Source organism: Mesorhizobium sp. P3_A2 (assembly GCF_056403115.1).
The window spans coordinates 48,477-62,043 of sequence record NZ_JBFUGC010000014.1; the positions used below are offsets into that span (position 1 = coordinate 48,477).

16 protein-coding genes are annotated in these 13,567 nt (G+C 57.8%); 9 read left to right on the forward strand and 7 right to left on the reverse strand.

What is annotated here, in order from left to right; translation table 11 throughout:
- Positions 1-57: 57 nt before the first annotated feature.
- Together AC1DXM_RS26655 and AC1DXM_RS26660 are read right to left on the reverse strand one after the other, a co-directional pair.
- Positions 58-516 carry a hypothetical protein gene (locus AC1DXM_RS26655; RefSeq protein WP_477237764.1) on the reverse strand — a complete coding sequence of 153 codons (459 nt, stop codon included), beginning with the start codon at positions 514-516 and terminating at the stop codon, positions 58-60.
- 58 nt (positions 517-574) lie between these two features.
- On the reverse strand, positions 575-1,177 hold the full coding sequence (locus AC1DXM_RS26660; RefSeq protein ID WP_477237766.1) for a hypothetical protein: 603 nt from the start codon (positions 1,175-1,177) through the stop codon (positions 575-577).
- A 198-nt stretch (positions 1,178-1,375) separates the two neighbouring features.
- On the opposite strand from AC1DXM_RS26660, the gene AC1DXM_RS26665 reads away from it, so the two are divergent.
- Complete coding sequence (locus tag AC1DXM_RS26665; RefSeq protein WP_477237768.1) at positions 1,376-1,801, forward strand: helix-turn-helix domain-containing protein; 426 nt, start codon at positions 1,376-1,378, stop codon at positions 1,799-1,801.
- 334 nt (positions 1,802-2,135) lie between these two features.
- Here the strand turns inward: AC1DXM_RS26665 and AC1DXM_RS26670 are convergent, their stop codons facing one another.
- Together AC1DXM_RS26670 and AC1DXM_RS26675 are read right to left on the reverse strand one after the other, a co-directional pair.
- The gene (locus AC1DXM_RS26670; RefSeq protein WP_477237770.1) at positions 2,136-3,161 is read right to left on the reverse strand and encodes an RcgR family putative quorum lactone hydrolase; all 1,026 of its coding nucleotides are present in this window, start codon (positions 3,159-3,161) and stop codon (positions 2,136-2,138) included.
- A gap of 25 nt (positions 3,162-3,186) precedes the next feature.
- Positions 3,187-4,764 (reverse strand): RcgA family putative transporter, encoded by a 1,578-nt coding sequence (locus AC1DXM_RS26675; protein WP_477237964.1) that lies wholly within the window; start codon positions 4,762-4,764, stop codon positions 3,187-3,189.
- Positions 4,765-5,032: 268 nt separating this feature from the next.
- On the opposite strand from AC1DXM_RS26675, the gene AC1DXM_RS26680 reads away from it, so the two are divergent.
- Positions 5,033-5,377, forward strand: coding sequence for a hypothetical protein (locus AC1DXM_RS26680; protein ID WP_477237772.1), 345 nt, complete (start codon positions 5,033-5,035; stop codon positions 5,375-5,377).
- Here AC1DXM_RS26680 and AC1DXM_RS26685 read toward each other — a convergent pair.
- Genes AC1DXM_RS26685 through AC1DXM_RS26695 form a run of 3 tightly spaced genes read right to left on the reverse strand, consistent with a single transcriptional unit; the run spans position 5,374 to position 6,682 of the window.
- Positions 5,374-5,538 carry a hypothetical protein gene (locus AC1DXM_RS26685; protein WP_477237773.1) on the reverse strand — a complete coding sequence of 55 codons (165 nt, stop codon included), beginning with the start codon at positions 5,536-5,538 and terminating at the stop codon, positions 5,374-5,376. The genes AC1DXM_RS26680 and AC1DXM_RS26685 overlap by 4 nt on opposite strands.
- An 11-nt stretch (positions 5,539-5,549) precedes the next feature.
- Positions 5,550-6,083, reverse strand: coding sequence for a thermonuclease family protein (locus tag AC1DXM_RS26690; protein ID WP_477237775.1), 534 nt, complete (start codon positions 6,081-6,083; stop codon positions 5,550-5,552).
- A complete protein-coding gene (locus tag AC1DXM_RS26695; RefSeq protein WP_477237777.1) occupies positions 6,080-6,682 on the reverse strand; it encodes a hypothetical protein in 603 nt (200 codons plus the stop codon). Before AC1DXM_RS26695 ends, AC1DXM_RS26690 begins: the two co-directional genes overlap by 4 nt.
- 138 nt (positions 6,683-6,820) lie before the next feature.
- On the opposite strand from AC1DXM_RS26695, the gene AC1DXM_RS26700 reads away from it, so the two are divergent.
- From AC1DXM_RS26700 to AC1DXM_RS26730, 7 genes are all read left to right on the forward strand, one after another.
- Positions 6,821-7,423 carry a lytic transglycosylase domain-containing protein gene (locus AC1DXM_RS26700; protein ID WP_477237779.1) on the forward strand — a complete coding sequence of 201 codons (603 nt, stop codon included), beginning with the start codon at positions 6,821-6,823 and terminating at the stop codon, positions 7,421-7,423.
- 12 nt (positions 7,424-7,435) lie between these two features.
- Positions 7,436-7,750, forward strand: a complete 315-nt coding sequence (locus AC1DXM_RS26705) for a TrbC/VirB2 family type IV secretion system protein (RefSeq protein WP_023720448.1) — start codon at positions 7,436-7,438, stop codon at positions 7,748-7,750.
- Positions 7,751-7,753: 3 nt separating this feature from the next.
- Positions 7,754-8,047 carry a VirB3 family type IV secretion system protein gene (locus tag AC1DXM_RS26710; protein ID WP_006339854.1) on the forward strand — a complete coding sequence of 98 codons (294 nt, stop codon included), beginning with the start codon at positions 7,754-7,756 and terminating at the stop codon, positions 8,045-8,047.
- On the forward strand, positions 8,044-10,446 hold the full coding sequence (locus AC1DXM_RS26715; protein WP_477237782.1) for a VirB4 family type IV secretion/conjugal transfer ATPase: 2,403 nt from the start codon (positions 8,044-8,046) through the stop codon (positions 10,444-10,446). The genes AC1DXM_RS26710 and AC1DXM_RS26715 overlap by 4 nt, the downstream gene beginning before the upstream one ends.
- On the forward strand, positions 10,430-11,587 hold the full coding sequence (locus AC1DXM_RS26720; RefSeq protein ID WP_477237784.1) for a transglycosylase SLT domain-containing protein: 1,158 nt from the start codon (positions 10,430-10,432) through the stop codon (positions 11,585-11,587). The genes AC1DXM_RS26715 and AC1DXM_RS26720 overlap by 17 nt, the downstream gene beginning before the upstream one ends.
- Before the next feature lie 9 nt (positions 11,588-11,596).
- Positions 11,597-12,331: a type IV secretion system protein gene (locus AC1DXM_RS26725; protein ID WP_477237786.1), complete on the forward strand. Its 735-nt coding sequence runs from the start codon at positions 11,597-11,599 to the stop codon at positions 12,329-12,331.
- A gap of 183 nt (positions 12,332-12,514) precedes the next feature.
- Positions 12,515-13,558 carry a TrbL/VirB6 family protein gene (locus AC1DXM_RS26730; RefSeq protein WP_477237788.1) on the forward strand — a complete coding sequence of 348 codons (1,044 nt, stop codon included), beginning with the start codon at positions 12,515-12,517 and terminating at the stop codon, positions 13,556-13,558.
- The last annotated feature ends 9 nt before the right edge of the window (positions 13,559-13,567 follow it).

Genomic DNA, 13,567 nt, shown 5'->3' on the forward strand with positions numbered 1-13,567 from the left:
GGCCGGCGCCCCAGGTGAGACGATATCGGCCTTCGCTCGCCTCCCCTCCCGGCGCACTCACTTGTCCGGCATGCAATAGACGCCCTCGGATTCCATGAGTACCGCGCCACCCTTCAACTCGCTCAGTGCGCCGACCCACGCCTGCGAATAAGTGCGGCTGGCATCCACGGCCGTCAGCCAAAGAACGCGATTGTCGGCCAATTCAACTTTAACTTCCTGCTGCAAAGGGCTCCCCTGCACGGTCTGTTGATAGTGGCGTTTGATCCTGACATTGCTGGCCGGAAACTCAGCTTCGTTGCTGCCGTAGTTCAGCACAAATCCAGTGTGGTCCTCAGCCGCCGAACAACTGCCATCGCGCTCGCACACGATTTTGGCTGCGGTCTTGCAGTCCCATTTCAGTGAAGCCGGCCACATAGGGTTGTCTACGTTTGCTCGCGGCTTGTCGCTCTGACCAGCTGCCGCCAACACTGTGCCTGTGTTCATAATCACAGCGGACAGGAGAAGCGCCTTGAACACTTCAAACCTCCCTGAAATTGTCACCGTCGTAGCACCTCGTCCTGCGTGATCGCCTGGCTCATGGGATGTTGAGAGTGAACCAGCTTTTCTGGCGCACGCCGTTCGCGTCATCATACTCGATGAACCAGGGCTTTCCGCGCATCGGTCGAGGGATGGTGTAGTAGGTGGGGCCATTACCAAGGGAATGCCCTCGATCGTTTCCGGCGGTCTGGATTGTTGCCGCAACCACCTTACCGTCGATTTCGATTTGGACCGGACGTGATCCGTCTCCATGATGCCCGCCGAGGGCGTTGTTTTTGAAAACAACGTGCAGGGAGAGCCTATCGGCCGCGATGCGGCAGACGTTCCGTTCTTGACCTAAGCCCGGCCGATCGGATTCGGAGCTGTCAACTGCTTGCCAGCCAGACGGACAATCCTCATACTTCTCATATCTCGCCGCGCTTGAGTTGGCTTGCGGACAGGTCGGCCAATTAAAACCCGGGGCTTCCATCGCCGCAATCAACTTGTAAATTGGCGGGTGGCACGAGGGGGTGCCTTGCCAATCGCCGGAAAGACATAGGAGAACCTGACAGCCCCATTCCGACGCTTTTGATTGGGATGGAAGAGCTGCGGCGCCCGCGATGGCGACGGCACCCCCTAGTAGGAATTTGAGTATGGTCATAGCCTTTTCCTCGCTGCAGATTTGACAGTTTACTATGGATGATCCGCGCGAAAAAGGACAGGTCGAAAAGGCAGGTTTGTGCGACTACATCGATTTATGAAACGAGACGACGGAGGCGTGGTCAATAACCCGTTGCGCGCCAACATTGCACTGACGCTTGAGCGGGAGAGAGCCAGACGCGGCCTATCCCATATGCACATGGCCGAACTGTTTCGGACCGCCGAGGGCGAAAAACTGGCCTATCGAACCTACATTCAGACAGTGCGTCAGAAAAATAATGTCACATTGACGACGCTGCAGATCATGGCAAACGGCTTGCAAGTGTCTTTTGCAGGACTGCTTGCCGGCGGTAAGAAAGTTCCGGAGTGGGCGCATCGGTTGGACGACAATGCGATCCGCAAGAGGCTGGCCCACATCATCGATATTGAGCGACAACGACGTACTTTGCACCGCTATGAGATGGCTGAGCTCATCGGCGTGGCGGAGGCGACATACACGAAACTCGAACGCGCGAGCGGCAACATCAGCGTGGACACCATAGCCGCGATCGCCAAGGCGTTGAAACTTGATCCAGCGACCTTCCTCTTTTCTGAAAAGATCGCGTTTGGCAGAGCCGACACCTAGCCTCCACGAGTGTTGCTAAAGGGCCTATTATTCGCCCAGCCGGCGCCGCCCATATGCCCCTGGTCAAGCCCGGCGGCTGACTCGCGCTCTCCGCCGCGGCTGTCGGGCCGCTGCTGTCATCGTCCGCTGTGAGCCTGTTGCAGCGGCGGCGATCATAAGGGACTTTGGCGACTGTGCCGGCGCCGTGGCCTTTTCAACAAGCCGGTGTCATGCCCGCGCCGTTGTCGGCCACTTCCGGGGGCGGTTCCGGTAGGGGGCGACCCAGATTCATCACTTTCGTGTCGTGATGCCTATCAGAGATTTTTCCTGGTGAACTGACCGGCCAACGGCAAACTCATGCTCGCCGGGCCAACTTGTCAGCACACGACAGAAACCGCTTCAAGCTCAACCCGGCCAACAAAATGTATGGCGGCATGGCGAGCGAATAATGACCACAGTTTAATTCCAAAATATTTGGCCTAGCTCCGGCGTCCTTCAGCTTCTGCATGAAGCTCTTCGATAGCTCTGGCAACACCACTTTGTCTCTCTTAGCCAACACAACGTGAAGATCGAGATCAGGCCGTGCCAAACTACGTGCGTAATTCTCCAAGTTAAGTGGACCCCAGGCCCTCCTGAGATCGGTCAGCTCAATCTCAGGCTCCAGGCTAGCACGTATTACTCGTGTTGCGCGACCCGTCCAAACCATATCCGCTAGACTCCCCGCCGTCAGAAACAACGATGCTTTTGACACAGCCGAGTCGTACGCCGCGAGCAACCCCGCAACCCAGGAGCCTAAGCTCATACCGAGAACCGAAATCTCTCGATAGCCTTCGATCTTCAACCAACGTATGAGTTTTCGCCCATCCAACACTGCCTGCCTTACCGATTGGATCGTTCGACCGAGATTAGGGCTAAGCATATAGTCGGCGTGCATCGAGCCGGGACGGCTGCGCTCGAAGTGATAAGGCATAGCAATCTCGACAACCGTGATGCCACGCTGCGAGAAAAAGTTGGCAATTTGACCATTCCGAGAGCTTGCATTCCAATGGTGAAAAATCACCATCGCCTGATCTAACGACCCGCTTTCTGTGATTTTCGCCGAGACGACATTGTTCTGTTCGATATCAGTAGAAATGTCGGATGGAAATTTGAGCCACCCATCTAGCTTTTCAAACCCCTGATCACTCACATTCGGGCCATCGAAAAAGGCTGGATCAGCCACGGCTTGGTCCGCAAGGGCACAGAATTCCTCGATACTCGTTATCTTCTTCGCACCTGGAAAGGCGCGTTCCGCGTCAAGGACGAAATCCGTTGGTTTCTTCCCTTCCTCACCGCGAAGGGCCCGGCGTTCGTCCCAACGATCTAGCCAACTATGAAACACTCTGATTGTTTCCTTACTCGCTCGCTCACCGGCGGCCTAATCCTGGATCGAATAGGCCGTATAGTGCGACTAGCACTGAAATGGCCAGAAGGGTCGAAAAGCCGGCAAACGCGTCGATCAGCAAGTAGCTGACAACAAGTAACGCCACGACCGCTGACATCTTCCACAAAGGCGCATGAAATCGACCTCCGACACCTAATCGGATGGAGCCGTACAGAAATACAAAACAGGTCGAAATAACGATAAGAAGGCTACTGTAATGGGTCGGCATACGATAGCGGTACCCGGTGCTGACATCAACGCGACCTTGGAAGATCGAGGACATATCGCCGACCAGCCATGCCACAATATTCTCACCACCGGATGCCAGATAAGAGCTTTGGACCTTCATCCATATGGCGACCAGAACCCCCAAAACAGTACACCGAAAAACCCCACGCATCACTCTGAGGCCGGCATCATTGAGCTCTTGCTGATGTTCAACATGCGGCAGCTTCTTCAATCCGTCTCCAATTCTCCAAAGATCATGAACAACCGTATAGAGCAAAATGAGGCCGGCGAAGAAAAGATAAAACACCAGACACATGTATAGGTAAGCGACCCCCGTAAAGATGACTGTTTCAGGGACAGATATGACCTCAGGACGCACAAGAGCTATTTTTCCCCAATCCATGGCATAGTTGCCACCGCCCTTCATCAACGGGATCAAGGACACGCCGATCCATTGAAAAAGACCCGCGAACAGCAAGCAAATCAAAAAAACCGACCAATATGTGTAGGAGGAAGCGTCAACGTTGCGTAACCAAGCGTCGTCGCTTTCCGCCTGATCGCCCTGCGCTGCGAGCTTTCTGCGCCCCTCACTTTTCCAGAAGTCCAGCAACTCAATAACGAAGAAGAAAAACAGCGGTAAGAACACCATAAAGTCGAGTGTCCAATTTGCGGCCCAAAGGAATCCAACCTGCTTAACGAGCCCGTCCGCTCGCTCGTAGGTGACGTTGTGGATACCAATGATGTACGACAAGAAGCCGAGGGCGGTCATGCCGGCAAACACCGACGCCGGTAAATTCAGGGGAGATCCGTGACTAAAAAACGCCTCCGATTTCCTCGCCAAACTGAAATGCTGGCTCGGCCCCTTGGCGTCAGTATCCCGTGTCGGCTCTGCCGGGGAGTCTGTCTCATCATCGAAGGTCGTAGCCTGTGCCGTATCTGGAATCTCTTGTGCAACGCTGCTTCCGGCTCTCTTCCATTCTCGTCTCTTGGCCGATAACCGCGATTGGGCCGCGCTAAGCTCCATCTGCCATTCGCTAGTTGCGGCCGGATCATCGCATCCAAAAACCCTCGCCAGCCAACGAATGTTGGCAGTGCTAATTCCCTTGTCGTTCTCTTGAAACCAAAGCTGCACCGTTCGCAGATCGACCCCAACCCGGTTAGCATCAATCTGTGAAATCGCCTCTGCAAGGAGCTCGGGCGTCCATGGGCCTGCAGGAAACCCGTCTTTGCCCAACAGTCGACCCGCACCCGCCGCCGCCAGTCGTTTGAACAATTCTTTGAAATCACTCCCATCGTTAGGCGGAGGGAGAAATAATTTTCCGTTCCTAAACAACAACTTATAGGCTCTAGTTTCGTTCCGTTTCGCCAGGCTTCGTATCCTATCGTGCCTTCGTCCTCAATCAACGTTTTTATCAACTCGATTTGGCCGGCACGCCTACAATCTGAAACGTTTTGTCTGGTGGCAGCGGCGGAGTGTGACCGCATGAGTGAAAGTAGGGGAAGCTACGGGTCAGGAGCCTGAGAAACAGAGGGATGAACCCCCTATTTTTCTCGCCTGCCCAGGTATCATTTACGAATTGTCATGCGCGAGGAGCCGGTCAATGCCTATTCAATTGGTCTGTCGCAACGGAGTGATGGCAGCGGCTGAAGACGTCACGAAACTGATTGCGGAACATCGTCAGAGCGTCGCTGAACTTGAACGTATCGGCAAGCGTGCGATGGAGGCAGAGGGTACGGATGCTATCTTGCTGGGTCAGAGACTGGACGCGGTCATGGCGGAAGAGGCCGCGGTGCGAAGGCGTGCTGCCATTGCTCCAGTAGCCACTATCGAGGAAATGAAAATGAAGGCTGCTTACTTTGAACGGCTGACGGCTCATGACTGGTGCGAGGTTGATGTCGACGATTTTCGCGCGTTGCTCGGTTCCTTCGCGAAACTCCGGTCCTAGGAGAAGAGTGCTGAAATCCATGCAGCCACGGTGTTCCAGGCCGCATAGAGCCCCGCCGGCACCAAGATGATCGCGATGAATGCGATAGCATCGCCGATGGCGCCTTCGGTGCGTCCTTCCACGGGATAGTAATATTTGTGCGCCTCATCGTCGTGCTTCATTGTTGTCTCTCCTACCGCTTATTTAGCAGCAGCTGAACAGGATGCTGAAACGTCGTGCCCCACAAACCTGCACGTTTCATCTTAGCGTTGATTTCCGCAACGAGGTAGTTCTCATTGACGGCTTTGCCCTTTGCTGTCGTTGCGGCAAACGCGTATCCGGTCGCTATGAGCGCGGTACCGACGTCGATTGTGTCGCCATTCAGCTGCGCACCGCAGACGACAAAGGCCGCCTTGTCGAGGGCATAGCCGATTGGCTGGCATGTCACCGCCGCGCTATCGAACAGTGCTGCCAGATGCGCCAGCGAGATGTTCCCGCAATCGAGTTTGTTCCCATTTGGCTGTTCAGCCGACGTGCCGCGAAGACATGACTGCACGCCATAGAGGCGGAAAAGATGGTCGCCGTCACGCCAGGTATCTCCGGTCAGTAGTTGAGCCGATTTCGATACCGCGAAGGGCGTTTGCGCAGCAGATTCGGATGCATCCTGGGCCTGTGCCGATGCGCACAAACCAAAAGCGGCCAGCACTGCAAAGCGCGCCTGTTTCATTCCTGGAACTGTCCACCGAGGTCGGCGGAGTGCTCCAGATCGGGGCGCAGCGACTTGCCGTCCTTGTTGCGTCCGATTGCGGCCATGCCGAAGAAAACCATTTCGTCATCATCGTAGGCGACGTTGTACGGGTCGTTTGTATTGCCCGCACCCACGAGAGAAAAACACGACACGGCGTCGGGTTCCCCCTTCCTGCTCTGCAGCACGAGCGTTCTGCAAAGCACGACAGAAGCACGATGGTTGTAGATTCCTTCTTCATAGTCCTGCGCAGCCTTCGTGCAGTCCCACGCCTGCGTCTTGTAGGTAATCTTTGGATTTGGGCAGGCCGCGAGGCCGCGCAGTCGATAGGCCACGCCATTGATGACGCGCTCGGTCGCCGACGACGCCTTAACCGGCGAACTGAGGGTCGCCGCGTCGCGCTGAAAGAGCGCGCCTTTCGCATCGTAGCGCTCATAGACGAACACCTTCTCGCCCGGCTTGGCAAACTGGAGCAGGTAGTGTTCCGACGGCTGCGCGAAGGCATTTGGAGCGTCGGAGCCGGCAGCATAAGCCGCGCTGCCCTGGAGCAGCAAAGCCGTGCAAAGGGCAATCTGTTTCATCGAAATCCGTCCCTGCGGTGCATATGGTGTTGACACTTTACTAGGGCTGCGTGTAGCCATAGTAAAGTGTTAAATTTTGGCGACAGTATGAACACTCGAACAGCTCTTCTGCTCACTCTGTGTGCCGCTACGATGCCCTTGGAAGCGCACGGCCGGGATCTGGCATCAGACCGCGTCGCGGTCGCTTTTGCAACGCCGGCGCAAGCCCTTACCTCAGTCGGGGCGCAGAGGCCTGGGGCGTGCAAGACCGGAAACCGTACTGATGTCGCCGAACTTGTGCGTTCAGTCGCGCTGGACGAAGGCTTCGACGCCGATCTGGCCGAGGCGATCGCATGGGCTGAAAGCGATCTCGGCGCCAATCAGGGTCCGTCCAAGGCCGGAGCCCTTGGGATCATGCAGTTGATGCCGGGAACGGCGGCCGGTCTCGGCGTGAGCGACCGTTGCGACACGCAGGCGAATGTTCGGGCTGGCCTGCGCTATCTGAAGTCCCTCTATGACGAGTTCCAGGATCCGCTGCTGATGCTGGCGGCTTATAACGCCGGACCCAACAGCGTCTACAAGGCGCAGGGCATTCCGGTGAATCCGGAGACGGCTGAATACATCGTGAAGATACTGAACCGCTGGAAGTTCGGCGGTGTCGTGAAGAAGTCCGCCCTGACCAAATCCGAAATGCTGGCGGCCGCTCCGCCAGCAAGCGAGGACGCTTGGCAGGATGGTCATGTCATGGATTTCGGCAACTGAAAGGAGCCAAGGGTGGAATACAGGAAAGCGGGCAAATTTGCCCTGAAACTGGCCTTGGCCTCGGCGGTCGGAATAGCGCTCGCGCCAGCCACCGCGTACGCCCAGTCGGCGGCCCCCGTCGAAAACGTGCTGGAATGGTTCGTCGGCGTTCTGCAGGGCAACATAGCGCGCTCATTCGCCATCATTGCGGTCTGTTTTCTCGGCTTCCTCGCCATGACAGGCCGGCTGGCGTGGATGATGGCCTTTTCCATCATCATCGGCATCGCTCTGATCTTCGGCGCCGCCCAGCTGGTGGACGCGGTTCGCGCGACGGCTGGAGGCAGCTGAGCCATGGACGACGAGGAAGTCTATGTCGAACCGGTCAGCCTGCCCCTAACACGCCCCCCGATGAAATGGGGGGTGCGATATGAAGTTTTTGCACTGAACGGCATCCTGGCGGTGATCGGCTTCATCGCCACGAGCAGCTTCATGCTCGGTCTTGGCGTGTTCGGCGTGGTGCATCTGGTCAGCGCATATCTGTGCCAGCGCGATCCCTACATCTTTCATATTTTCGAGCGGCGCGTCTCCAAACGCGGAGCGGTGGCGAATCTCACTTTCTGGGGGGCGAGGAGCTATTCGCCATGAGCCTCGATGCAGAGCTGAAGTTTGGCCGTGAGCGCCGCCGCGAAAAGCCGGCTGCGATGCACATCCCCTACCTTCGCCATGTCGATGACAATCTGATCGTGACGAAGAGCGGCTTTCTGGTTGGCGTCATCCAGCTGAGCGGCCTGCCCTTCCAGACGATGGATCAGGCCGAATTGAACAGCCGAATGTTCAACCGCAACACCACCTTCCGCAACCTGTCGACCTCTCGCTTTGCGGTCTACACAACGATCATCCGCCGCCACGTGACACCGGAGATCGATGGCGACTTTGACAATCCTTTCGTGGCCGAGCTCGACGCCCGCTACATGGACGAGCTTGGCTCGAAAAACCTCTTCGTCAACGAGGCGTATCTGACGGTCATACGGCGCCCGATGGTCGGCCGGGTCGGCTGGGTGGACAAGGCGCTCAATGCATTCCGTATCAGCACCGCTGGCGAAGAAACCCGCGAAGAGGCAATAGCCGAACTGCATGACATCCTCGACGGCATGGTCAAGGATTTCAGCGCATATGGGGGACGTCTTCTCGGAGTGGTGAAGCGCCGCGACAGCTTCTTTTCCGAGCCCGCCGAATTTCTGGCGAAAATCCTCGCCGGTGGTGGCGACGTGGAAATGCCTTTGCCGCGCATGTCCCTTGGCGATGTGCTGGCGACGCGGCAGCTGTTTTTCGGCAAGTCGGCGCTGGAACTTCGCGGTCCGGACCAAGCCAAGCTCGGCGCCATGGTGTCAATCAAGGAATATCCGCCGTTCACCGCGCCGGGCTCTTTGGACGGTCTGTTGCGACTGCCGCATGAGTTTGTCCTGACGCAAAGTTTCGCGATCGAAGACCGTGTCACGGCGATGCGCAGGATCAACACTATCGCCAACCAGGTCGAGGGTTCCGACGAGGCGGGCACGACGGTCGAGGTCTCCGTCCACGACGGTGCCGACAAGCTGGCTGGCGGCGAAGTCGTATTCGGACAACATCACATGAGTGTCATGGCATTGGCGCCGGACATGACTGGTCTCAATCGTGCGCTATCCGACATCACGGCCGAACTTTCGCGCATGTCGATCGTGCCGGTCCGCGAGACACTGAACACGGAACTGGCCTTCTGGGCGCAGTTGCCGGGAAATTTCAGCTACATCGCGCGACGTGCGTTGATTTCGTCGCTGAATTTCGCCGGCCTTTTTTCAGGACACAATTTCCCGTCCGGCCAACGTGAGCGGCTGCATTGGAAACGGCCCATCGCCTTGCTCGAGACGACCAGCCAGACAGCCTACTATTTCAATTTCCACGTACACGATGTCGGGCACTTCACGGTATTCGGCCCGACCGGTTCGGGCAAGACCGTGGTGCTGTCCTTCTTGATGGCGCAGGCCATGCGCATTATGCCGAGGCCGCGATGTGTCTATTTCGACTACATGCGCGGCGCCGAGATCTTCGTTCGGGCGCTCGGCGGTCGTTACGAGGTGATGGAACCCTCTCAGCCGACCGGGTTCGCGCCATTGCAGCTTGATGACACGGCGGAAAACCGTTCTTTCCTGGAAGATTTACTCCTCTACATTCTGACGCCGGAAGGCGGCGCGCTTGATGTGGCCGAGATGCGCGTCATCAACGCGGCCGTCGACATGATCTACAAGATACCGCGCGAACAGCGGACCTTCGACCTGCTGCCGGAAGTGCTGCGGGGCTCGCTCATGCCTGGCATGAATGATCTGGCGGCGCGGATACAACCCTGGCTCGACCCGAAGGACAAGGGCTGGCTTTTCAACAATCCCGTCGATCTGGTCGATTTCTCGAAACCCGTTGTCGGGTTCGACATGACGAAGATCCTGGGCGACCGAAAGCTGCGCTCGGCGGCGTTGCTCTACATCTTCCATCGTCTTGAGGATATCATCGACGGCTCGCCGATCATGCTCTTCCTCGATGAAGGCTGGAAGCTGCTGGACGATGAGGTTTTCGCTGCTTTCATCAATGAGACGCTGAAGACCATTCGTCGCCGCAACGGCGTGGTCGGCTTCGGCACGCAGACAGCGGAAGATGTCGTCAGTTCCTCCATCTCGTCCTCACTGATCGAGCAAACGAAGACCAACATTTTCTTCCCCAATCCCAAGGCGAGCAAAGAGTCCTACATGGAGCGCTTCTCGCTGACAGCGAAGGAATTCGAGTTCGTGCGCCGAACCGCGAAGGAAACACGCACCTTCCTCGTCAAGCACGACAGCGACTCGATCGTAGCGAAGCTCGATTTGTCGGCAATGCCCGATCTCATCAAGGTCTTGTCCTCGAACGAAGCCAACAGCAAGGAATGCGCACGGCTCCGGGAAACCTTCGGCGACGAGCCGGAAATGTGGCTGCCGTACTTCTGCGGATGGGAGGACGAGCATGACGAAGCGGCTTAGCGGCTTTTGTCTGGCCGTGGCTCTCGCGACGGCGGGCAGCATGTCCGTGGCTGTCGCTCAGATTGCGGTGATCGACGGGCAGAACCTCGACAAGCGGCAAGAGGACGAGCAGCACAGCACGAAGTCGGATGAGGCCAAGAAGGATGAAACCGACAGGAAGAAAAGCGTCGTCTGCACCTATTCAAACAAATACCGCTCACAGATGTTTCGCCGGTCGCCTGCCGAAGCGTTGCAGCGCGACGCGGGCAACGTGAAGATGATCCGCTACTATGCGCAAAAATATGGCGTGCCGGAAGGCCTGGCGCTGTCCGTTGCCTATCAGGAATCGCGCTTCGACACATGCGCCGGGAGCCACACCGGCGTCAAAGGCGTGATGCAACTGACCAAGGGCACAGGCAAGTCCATGGGACTTGACCGCGACGTGAACGAGCAGAACGTCGAAGGCGGTGTCAAGTATCTCGGAATGGGTGTCAAGCAATGCGGGGCGACAAATTACAGCTGTCTCGCCTCCTTCTACAACGGATCGAACGCAGGCGAGCAGAACCAATGGGCCGGCGGCGTCGGCCGCTGGAACGGCTACTTCAACGACTATGTATCGAGCGGCAAGGCTCCCGCCGCCGCGCCGCCACCATTCTCGATCGTAACGGCCGACGGCGCCGGCGGCACGGCTCAGGAAGCGGCCATGGGCACGGTGAGCAAGGCGGCTGGCGGCCTTGATGCAAGTTCATCGCAGATTGGCGCTAACGATGCTGCAATCGACGCGCTGGCGGGCAACGTTGGCCAGGTGACCGAATACAAGGATGCGTGGGAGCTGAACTCGTCGGCTCGTGGGATCAACGCCGATGTCACCAACCAGTACCTCGCCCAGGCGGGGGATTTTACGACGTTGCTGGCCCAACTTCTATCGTTGCAGAATGTTCAGGCATCGCAGTCGTCCAAGCTGGTGCAACAGCCGAACAGCGGCTCTCCAAACCCGTTCTCTTGTGATCCCGCGGAATTGGAGCGGTTGAGGATCGATCGCGGCCGGTGGCTACCATGCGCACTTGAGAACGCGGCGGCAAGCTCGGCCGACAGTCGCTCGATGATCATCACCAGTGATCCTGCCGGCGCTGCCAGCGTGATCAATTCTCTACAGCAATAGGAGGCTGACATGAAGATATTCGCAATTGCGGCCAGTCTGGCGCTTTGGGCAAGCACGGCCCACGCACAGATTGCCGTCATTGATGGCGCCAATCTCGATGTCGCCCGCAAGAATGCGGACAACACCAACTCCATCATGGATTCGAACAAGGATATCCTGAAAAAGAGCGAGGAGATCCTGCAGGCTCTCAGCGGCAGTCGTGACGGTTCGCTCGGGATCGGACAAATGGGTCTTGGCGGCAACATGTCGATTGCCCAGGCTCCCTCGTTCGGATCGATCCTGAACGGCGGGGCTCTTTCGTTTGGTGGCCTTTCGCCCGAAATCCAGAAAATCGCAGGCGCCGTCATCAATGGGCTCCAGCTGGTGAAGCAGCTCCAGCAGATTGCCGGGAAGGAGACCAGCGCCGTCAACACGGCCTATGGCGGCAGCGTCAATGTGGCCTCGCTGCTAAGCGCATTGACCTCGCAGGCTTCGCAGGGCGTCACCCAGCGCCAACAGTCCCTCCAGTCCGCGAGTGGGCAGATCGGGCAGTCACAGGACGTCAAGGGATCGGTGGACCAGAACACCCGAATGCAGCTGGAAAACGCGCGCGCCGTCAACGAACTGATCGGTGTCCAGAACGGCGCGGTCGCGGCCCTGAATGAGAAGCTGAAGGGGGACCTTCTTCGCCAGAGCCAGGTGCAGAAGATGATGACACCGCGCACCGTCAATCCGTTCGCGGAATTCGGCAAGAGCGGGGGCTGAGCGCTTGTCGCGGCGAGTGCTGCGCATATGCGCTGTAATTGGGCTCGGCGCAGTGCTGTTTGGATGCGCAAATCGCGAACGGAAAGCGCCGTGCGGGCCTTTGGCGTATGCCCGCACGGACGAGTGCGGCGCGCTAAAACCGGTCAATTCAACGCCGTTCGCCAGCATCATTGACGAGGATCCATGAACGGTCTCGCCGCAAGCATTCTGGGTGGCATTGACAACATCGGTGAGGACTTCGTCCGCACCGTCTATATGCAGTTGGGCAATGCGATGGGCAACGTCTTCACCCTCATGCTGACCCTCTATATCGTGTGGTGGGGTTATTCGATCCTGAGCGGGCGCGAATCGATCTCGCCGCTCGAGGCGGCCTATCGCCTCGGTCGCGCCGTCATCATCTATCTGCTGCTGACCGGATGGGGCACATTTTCCGCGACGATCTATCAGCTTGTCCAAAGCATTCCAGATGAGGTCGGCAAGGTCATCGTTGGCGCCGTGTCGCGAGCCACCGGGAATCAGCTCAACGACCAGGCCGCAATTCCAGCGCTTATCGACAACCTCTACCAAGGGGCGCAGGACGTCGCCAATCAGGTCTATAGCGGATCCTTCTACGACATTTTTGGCGCGCTCTTGTCGCTGCTCGTCCTGCTGTCGGCCATCATCTTCGCAGCGCTTGCCATTGCCGCGATCATTGCCGCCAAAGTGATGTTGTTCATCACGCTCGCCCTGGCTCCGATATGGATCATTCTTTGGCTTTACCGCTGGTCCTCGCGCATGAGCGAAGGCTTCCTTTCGCTCACCACCTTTCTCATGATCCAGCAAATCCTGATCTACGGCTTTCTCGGTTTCTACTTCTCGCTCGTCAATGCGGCGCTGAACACCGCCACATCAGGCGGAGCGACCATGGACAGCAAAATGTCGCTGGTGCTGCCCCTGGTGCTGGTGACGATCATCGGCATCTACGTTCTCATGCAGATACCCTCGATTTCTTCGATCCTGAATGGCGGCGGGTATCTCAGCACCACGGGCGCTCGTTACTCATATGGGACGTTCGGTAGGAATGCCGTGCGCTATTCGGGCGCGCGATTGGCCGCAGGCCGCGCCGCTCGGGGCGCCCGGCAGCTCGCAGCAAACAGCTTCCGGTCTCCGCGAGCAGCAAGGGCGGACGACGCAGCTCGGTCCGCCATCCAGCAAGGTGCGCGCGATAACTCCAAGCCCCTGGCCTAGGACTCAACA

Bases quoted from the DNA above. Each gene is read 5' to 3' on its own strand.
- AC1DXM_RS26660 (WP_477237766.1), bottom strand. From the start codon at position 1,177: ATGACCATACTCAAATTCCTACTAGGGGGTGCCGTCGCCATCGCGGGC.
- AC1DXM_RS26680 (WP_477237772.1), top strand. From the start codon at position 5,033: ATGCCTATTCAATTGGTCTGTCGCAACGGAGTGATGGCAGCGGCTGAA.
- AC1DXM_RS26725 (WP_477237786.1), top strand. From the start codon at position 11,597: ATGAAGATATTCGCAATTGCGGCCAGTCTGGCGCTTTGGGCAAGCACG.
- AC1DXM_RS26715 (WP_477237782.1), top strand. From the start codon at position 8,044: ATGAGCCTCGATGCAGAGCTGAAGTTTGGCCGTGAGCGCCGCCGCGAA.
- AC1DXM_RS26690 (WP_477237775.1), bottom strand. From the start codon at position 6,083: ATGAAACAGGCGCGCTTTGCAGTGCTGGCCGCTTTTGGTTTGTGCGCA.
- AC1DXM_RS26695 (WP_477237777.1), bottom strand. From the start codon at position 6,682: ATGAAACAGATTGCCCTTTGCACGGCTTTGCTGCTCCAGGGCAGCGCG.
- AC1DXM_RS26665 (WP_477237768.1), top strand. From the start codon at position 1,376: ATGGCCGAACTGTTTCGGACCGCCGAGGGCGAAAAACTGGCCTATCGA.
- AC1DXM_RS26710 (WP_006339854.1), top strand. From the start codon at position 7,754: ATGGACGACGAGGAAGTCTATGTCGAACCGGTCAGCCTGCCCCTAACA.
- AC1DXM_RS26720 (WP_477237784.1), top strand. From the start codon at position 10,430: ATGACGAAGCGGCTTAGCGGCTTTTGTCTGGCCGTGGCTCTCGCGACG.
- AC1DXM_RS26685 (WP_477237773.1), bottom strand. From the start codon at position 5,538: ATGAAGCACGACGATGAGGCGCACAAATATTACTATCCCGTGGAAGGA.
- AC1DXM_RS26730 (WP_477237788.1), top strand. From the start codon at position 12,515: ATGAACGGTCTCGCCGCAAGCATTCTGGGTGGCATTGACAACATCGGT.